This window comes from Micromonospora globispora, from assembly GCF_003857015.1.
In the GTDB taxonomy this organism is placed as follows: domain Bacteria; phylum Actinomycetota; class Actinomycetes; order Mycobacteriales; family Micromonosporaceae; genus Micromonospora; species Micromonospora globispora.
The window spans coordinates 1-5,999 of record NZ_QGGF01000509.1; the positions used below are offsets into that span (position 1 = coordinate 1).

A 5,999-nucleotide genomic window follows, 5' to 3' on the forward strand; every position below is an offset into this window, starting at 1 on the left:
CGCCTCCGCCGCCCCCACCCGCACCGCCGTCCCCGCTGGCACGGCCGTCACCGACCGCCCGGCGGTCGTCGACCCGGTCGCCGTGGTGGCCCGCTGAGCCGCCCGGACCGCGGCGTTTTCCGGAGAGAGTGGCCTCCCGCGCTGGGGAGGCCACTCTCTCCGTGGATCTGGGCGTCGGGGCGCCGGACCGCCTGACGGGTGGCTCACACCGTGGGAACCCGCGGTCGGAGCGGCCCGGGACGTGCATAGACTCGGCGGCACAACTGCATACCTCATCCAGAGGGGCTGAGGGATACGGCCCGACGACGCCCCGGCAACCACCCGCGCGCTCGACGACGAGCGACGCCGGGCAGGTGCCAATTCCGTCCCCGCCGCAGGGTGCGATGCGGGGAAAGATGAGAGGAATTCCTCGACATGACGTCGACGCTTCCCGCCGCCTCCGGCATCGACACCACCCTCAGCCCGGCCCGCGCCCTGGTCTGTCGCGCCTGTTCCGCGCGCTACCCGCTCGCCGCGCAGCACGCCTGTTACGAGTGCTTCGGCCCGCTGGAGGTCGACTACGACACCGCCGTCCTCGCCGCCGTCACCCGCGAGCAGATCGAGGCCGGCCCGAAGAACCTCTGGCGGTACGCCGCACTGCTCCCCGCGGGTCAGGACCCGGACAGCCGGGTGACCCTGAACCCGGGGCTGACCCCGCTGGTCTCCGCCCCGCACCTCGCCGCCGAACTGGGCATCACCGCCCCGCTCTGGGTCAAGGACGACAGCGCCAACCCCACCCACTCGTTCAAGGACCGGGTGGTGTCGGTGGCGCTGACCGCCGCCCGGGCACTCGGCTTCACCCGGTACGCCTGCGCCTCCACCGGCAACCTGGCCAACTCGGTGGCGGCGCACGCGGCCCGGGACGGGGCGCCGTCCGTGGTGTTCATCCCCAGCGACCTGGAGCAGGGCAAGGTGGTCACCACTGCCGTCTACGGCGGCGACCTGGTCGCCATCGACGGCTCGTACGACGACGTGAACCGGCTCTGCGGCGAGCTGGTGGAGACCGACGAGTTCGAGGACACCGCGTTCGTCAACGTCAACGTCCGGCCGTACTACGCGGAGGGGTCGAAGACCCTCGGGTACGAGGTGGCCGAGCAGCTCGGCTGGCGCATCCCGGCGCAGGTGGTCATCCCGATGGCCAGCGGCGAGCTGCTCACCAAGATCGACAAGGCGTTCTCCGAGCTGGTCGAGATCGGCCTGGTCGAGGCGCCGGCCGGCGGCTGGAAGGTGTTCGGCGCGCAGTCGGCCGGCTGCAACCCGATCGCGACCGCGCTGCACGCCGACAGCGACACCATCACCCCGGTGAAGCCGACCGGCATCGCCAAGTCGCTGAACATCGGCGACCCGGCGGCCGGCCTGTACGCCCTCGAGGCGGTGCGTCGCACCGGCGGCTGGATGGAGTACGCCGACGACGACGAGATCCGCGCCGCCATCCGGCTGCTCGCCCGGACCACCGGCGTCTTCGCCGAGACGGCCGGCGGGGTCACCGTCGCGGTGCTCCGCAAGCTGGTCGAGTCCGGCCGGCTCGACCCGGCCGCGGAGACCGTGGTGTTCAACACCGGCGAGGGCCTCAAGACCCTGGACGCGGTGGCCGGCCAGGTCGGCCCCACCCACCGGATCAAGCCATCCCTCCGCGCCGCCCGCGACGCCGGCCTCCTCGGCTGACCCCTGGCCTCGTTGGGGGGAGTGGGGATCGCCCGGACGGGGGATCGGGCCGATCCGGGGGGTAACTGGCTTTTCGCTGTGAGTGCGGAAAACCCGCCGCTAAGGACTTGACGACAGGATTCGGACGGCGCAAGATGCTCCGTGCGGGAGGGCGTTTCGCCGGAGACTTTTGAAGTTCTTACGACCCAACGCCGGCGGCGTTGTGCGATCGTCCCTCCCGACCAACGTGACGAACGGGGCCGGCGAAAATCGCTGGCCCCGTTCGCTGTTCGTGGCGCACCCTCGCTGCCATGAGCATCACGATCGCGCCGTTCGACGCCGCCGACCCGGGCGCGATCGACGAGGCGTACCGGATCGGCGCGGCGGCCAACGACGCGGACCTGCCGGACTTCCCGCCGCTCTGCCGGCAACGCTTCACCGCCGCCGTCCGCCACCCGATGCCGGGGAACGCGCCGCGCTGGGCGCTGGCCCGGCTCGACGGGGTGCCGGCCGGTTACCTGGGGCTGGACCTGCCGCAGTTGGACAACACCGACAACGCCACCGCCGACCTGGTCGTGCATCCGGAGTACCGCCGGCGCGGCGTCGGCCGGGCGCTGCACGACCACCTCGTGCGGCTGCTGCGCGAGCACGGGCGCAAGCGGGTGTTCGGGGTCGCGGTGTCGACGCTGCCCGGCGGGGTCGCCCGGCCCGAGGCGGGTGACGCCTTCGGCGCCGCGACGGGTGCCCGGCCGGCGCTCGCCGAGGTACGCCGCCGGTTGGACGTCGCCCGGCTCGACCACGCGGCGCTGGACGCCCTGGCTGCCGAAGCCCGTGCCCACGCGGCCGGGTATCGCACGGTCCGCTGGCGGGGCGACACCCCCGAGGAGTACGCCGCCGACCTGGCCTACCTCGACGGGCGGCTGATGACCGACGCGCCCCTCGGCGACCTGGAGTGGGAGGCCGAGCAGATCGACGTCGCGCGGCTGCGGGGCACGGAACGGGCGCTGAACGCCCGGGGTCGCCGCCGCTACCACCACGCGATGGTGCACGAGGAGTCCGGTCGGGTGGTCGCCTGGACCCTGATCGACCTCGGCCCGAGCGCGGACTGGCACGCCTTCCAGCAGATCACCATCGTCGACCCGGCGCACCGGGGGCACCGGCTCGGCCTGCTCGCCAAGATCGAGAATCTGCGGTACGTGCTCGATCAGGAGCCTGCCCTGCGGGTGATCGACACCTGGAACGCGGCCGAGAACGCCCACATGATCGCCATCAACGAGCAGCTCGGCTTCCGCCCGGTCGACATCTGGACCGACTGGCAGCTGACGATCTGACTTGTGACACGGCCCTACTGATCTGGTGGTTGTCTGTTGCATGATGGCGGGCATGACGGAGACCCCGCACCCCCTGTACGACAGGCACGCCGACACCCTCAACCGTGCGCTGACCGCGATCACGGAGCGCGGGTACTGGTCCGCCTACCCCGAGTCCCCCAGCCCCCGGGTGTACGGCGAGACCGCCGCCGCCGACGGCAAGGCCGCCTTCGAGGCCTACCTCAACGGCGACTTCCCGCTGGACCAGCCGGGTGACGGCGAGACCGTCGGCACCGAGACCAGCCCGTTCGGCCTGGAGCTGAACGTCCGCTACCCGCACGCCGCGGCCGACCAGCTGGTGGGCGCCGCCACGGTCGCGCTGCCCGCCTGGCGCGACGCCGGCCCGCAGGCCCGGGTCGGGGTCTGCCTGGAGATCCTCGACCGGCTGCACAAGCACATCTTCGAGCTGGCCAACGCGGTGCAGTTCACCAGCGGCCAGGCGTTCGTGATGGCCTTCCAGGCCGGTGGCGCGCACGCGCTGGACCGCGCGCTGGAGGCGGTCGCCTACGCGTACGCGGAGATGACCCGGCACCCGGGGACGGCCGGCTGGGAGAAGGCCGCCGGCAAGGGCGACCCGCTGCGGATGACCAAGACCTTCCACGTGGTGCCTCGCGGGGTGGCCCTGGTGATCGGCTGCAACACCTTCCCGACCTGGAACTCGTACCCGGGGCTCTTCGCCTCGCTGGCGACCGGCAACCCGGTGATCGTCAAGCCGCACCCGCGCGCCGTCCTCCCGCTCGCCGTCACGGTGAAGTACGCCCGGGAGGTGCTCGCCGAGGCGGGCTTCGACCCGAACCTGGTGCTGCTCGCTCCCGAGGCGCCGGGCGAGAAGCTCGCCTCGACCCTCGCCCTGCATCCGGCGGTCAAGATCGTCGACTTCACCGGCTCCACGGAGTACGGCGACTGGCTGGAGGAGAACGCCCGGCAGGCCACGGTCTACACCGAGAAGGCCGGCCTGAACACGGTGGTGATCGACTCCACCGACGACTTCGCCGGCATGTGCCGCAACCTCGGCTTCACGCTGACCCTGTACAGCGGCCAGATGTGCACCACCTCGCAGAACCTGCTGATCCCCCGGAACGGCATCGAGACCGACCAGGGGCACATGAGCTTCGACGAGGTCGCGGCGGGGATCGCCGGGGCGGTCGGGAAGCTCACCGCCGACCCGGCCCGCGGGGTCGAGCTGACCGGCGCGATCGTCAACGACGGCGTGCTGGAGCGGCTGGGCGAGGTGACCAAGGTCGGTGAGCCGGTGCTGGAGTCGCGGACCGTCGAGCACCCGTCGTTCCACGGTGCGGTGGTGCGTACGCCGACCATCGTCAAGCTGGCCGCCGAGGACACCGCGACCTACTCCCGCGAGTGGTTCGGGCCGATCTCGTTCGCCATCGCGACCGACTCGACCGAGCACAGCCTGGAGATCCTGCGGTCCACGGTGGGGGAGAAGGGCGCGCTGACCGCGGCCGTCTACTCGACGGCCGAGACGGTGCTGGACGCGGCCGAGGCGGCGGCCATCGACGCCGGCGTGCACCTGTCCTGCAACCTGACCGGCGGCGTCTTCGTCAACCAGTCGGCGGCGTTCTCCGACTTCCACGGCAGCGGCGCGAACCCGGCCGCCAACGCGGCCCTGACCGACGGCGCGTACGTGGCGAACCGGTTCCGCATCGTGCAGAGCCGCCGCCACGTCTGACCGGGTGCCCGGGCCCTTCCCTCTCGGGAGGGGCCCGTCCGCTCAGGCCGGGCGGCGCATCTGGAGTTCGCGCAGGGTCGGGATCTTCGGGTGCGGTACGCGGACGCCGGTGTCGACGAAACCGAGCCGCTGGTACGCCCGGTAGGCGCGGTCGTTGCCGACCACCACCTCGAGCATCAGCTCGGGTCGGCCGCACGCCCGGGACCAGGCAGCCACCTCGTCCACGAGCTGACCGAGCAGTCCGCTGCCGCGCCAGGTCGGGGTGATGTAGACGGCGTAGATGACGGTCAGGCCCGGTCCGTCGGGCATCACGGTGCCACCGGCGTGGCCGACGAACCGGCCGCCGGGGTCGGCGACGAACTGGGCCGTGTGGGTGCCGGTGGCGACCGAGGCGATCCGGGCCGCGTAGTCGGCGTGCGGCCGGGCGGCGGCCTCGGCGACGGTCTCCAGGAAGGCCAGCGGCGCGTCGGCGAGCATCTCCAGGCGGAGCGCCCGCATCCGGCCCGCGTCCTCGGGGCGCACCCGCCGGACGGTGGCCGTCCGGGCGGCGGGAATCGTCGGCGCACTCGTCATGTCGCATGCATACCGGACCCGGCGCCGGTCATCTCGTCCGGCCTGGATCCTGGCCGAAATATGCCCGATTTGTGGTCGTGCGCGGTCGTCACGCCTCGTGTAGCGTGCGATTTCGGTCACCGATTCAGCGGCCGTCGCCGATGGCCGAACCGGTGGTCCGGGCGCGGGCTCGGCCGGCGTCCGGGGGTTGTGGAACGCCGCGCACAGTGAGGAAGAGCGCCGTGGCACAGGGCACCGTGAAGTGGTTCAACGCCGAAAAGGGCTACGGCTTCATCGCCGTCGACGGCGGCCAGGACGTTTTCGTGCACTTCTCCGCGATCGAGATGGACGGCTACAAGGCGCTGGACGACGGCCAGCGGGTCGAGTTCGAGATCGCCCAGGGCCAGAAGGGCCCGCAGGCGGAGCGGGTCCGCGTCATCGCCTGATCTGCCGCCGCCGTTCCGGCGGCGGCACCACCCGATCGGGGGCTGCGGAACGGGCGCGCACCCGGGAAGATCATGAGCCGTTCCAGCACATCGCTGAGGAGGGTTCATGTCCGACCAGCCCCCGTCGGGTCCCGCGGATCCGTGGCCTCCGGCCGCGTCCGGTGACGCCCGGCCGGCCGATCCCACGTCGGCACCGCCGCCGCCGGCCACCGACCCGCTGAGGGCACCCGGCCAGGCCGCGTGGCCCGCTGCGGCCCCGCC

The 5,999-nt window shown here is 72.5% G+C and carries 5 protein-coding genes and 1 riboswitch; of the genes, 4 read left to right on the forward strand and 1 reads right to left on the reverse strand.

The annotated features are described in order from the left end of the window. Window positions 1-269 precede the first annotated feature (269 nt). Window positions 270-402: riboswitch (SAM riboswitch) on the forward strand. A 12-nt stretch (window positions 403-414) separates the two neighbouring features. From thrC to paaN, 3 genes are all read left to right on the forward strand, one after another. Beyond that, entirely contained in the window at window positions 415-1,704 is a 1,290-nt protein-coding gene (gene thrC, locus DKL51_RS27495; RefSeq protein ID WP_109947625.1) for a threonine synthase, read from the forward strand. 290 nt (window positions 1,705-1,994) lie between these two features. Next, window positions 1,995-3,014, forward strand: a complete 1,020-nt coding sequence (locus DKL51_RS27500; protein ID WP_109947626.1) for a GNAT family N-acetyltransferase — start codon at window positions 1,995-1,997, stop codon at window positions 3,012-3,014. A 52-nt stretch (window positions 3,015-3,066) separates the two neighbouring features. Continuing rightward, the gene (gene paaN, locus DKL51_RS27505; protein WP_185734934.1) at window positions 3,067-4,740 is read left to right on the forward strand and encodes a phenylacetic acid degradation protein PaaN; all 1,674 of its coding nucleotides are present in this window, start codon (window positions 3,067-3,069) and stop codon (window positions 4,738-4,740) included. A gap of 42 nt (window positions 4,741-4,782) precedes the next feature. Here paaN and DKL51_RS27510 read toward each other — a convergent pair whose 3' ends face one another. Further along, window positions 4,783-5,313, reverse strand: a complete 531-nt coding sequence (locus DKL51_RS27510; RefSeq protein ID WP_109947628.1) for a GNAT family N-acetyltransferase — start codon at window positions 5,311-5,313, stop codon at window positions 4,783-4,785. Between the two features lie 221 nt (window positions 5,314-5,534). Between DKL51_RS27510 and DKL51_RS27515 the strand changes: the two genes are divergently transcribed. Further along, window positions 5,535-5,738 carry a cold-shock protein gene (locus tag DKL51_RS27515; RefSeq protein WP_013288855.1) on the forward strand — a complete coding sequence of 68 codons (204 nt, stop codon included), beginning with the start codon at window positions 5,535-5,537 and terminating at the stop codon, window positions 5,736-5,738. Window positions 5,739-5,999: the final 261 nt, after the last annotated feature.

Excerpts from the sequence above, each read along its gene's own strand:
- DKL51_RS27510 (WP_109947628.1), bottom strand. The coding sequence starts at position 5,313 with ATGACGAGTGCGCCGACGATTCCCGCCGCCCGGACGGCCACCGTCCGG.
- thrC (WP_109947625.1), top strand. The coding sequence starts at position 415 with ATGACGTCGACGCTTCCCGCCGCCTCCGGCATCGACACCACCCTCAGC.
- DKL51_RS27500 (WP_109947626.1), top strand. The coding sequence starts at position 1,995 with ATGAGCATCACGATCGCGCCGTTCGACGCCGCCGACCCGGGCGCGATC.
- paaN (WP_185734934.1), top strand. The coding sequence starts at position 3,067 with ATGACGGAGACCCCGCACCCCCTGTACGACAGGCACGCCGACACCCTC.